1 protein-coding gene is annotated in these 250 nt (G+C 60.4%); it reads left to right on the top strand.

Going from position 1 to position 250, the window contains the following annotated elements; genetic code table 11:
- On the top strand, positions 1 to 250 hold a 250-nt coding region (locus E5X88_RS33580), incomplete at both ends, for a beta-ketoacyl synthase N-terminal-like domain-containing protein (RefSeq protein WP_287088977.1).

Here is a 250-nt window from a genome sequence, read left to right as displayed (position 1 = left end):
CCATGCGGCAGGCCGGACTTTCCTGCGACGAAGGGAATGCCCATCGCTTCGGCGCGACAGTGGGCGTCGGATTTACCGGTTCATACGCAACAGAACAAACTTACCGCTCACTGCTTTTGGGTAGCGCAATCCGTGCTGAACTCTTCACTGGAGTAAAGGTGATGCCCAGCGCCGCTTCCGTCCATCTTAGCTTGAGCCTCGGCTTGCGCGGGCCGGTGTTCGGGGTGACCTCCGCATGTGCCTCGGCCAA

This window comes from Mesorhizobium sp. (assembly GCF_004962245.1).
GTDB lineage: Bacteria > Pseudomonadota > Alphaproteobacteria > Rhizobiales > Rhizobiaceae > Mesorhizobium.
Note: the sequence above shows the minus strand (reverse complement) of the source record. Positions and strands in the feature narration are given on the sequence as shown.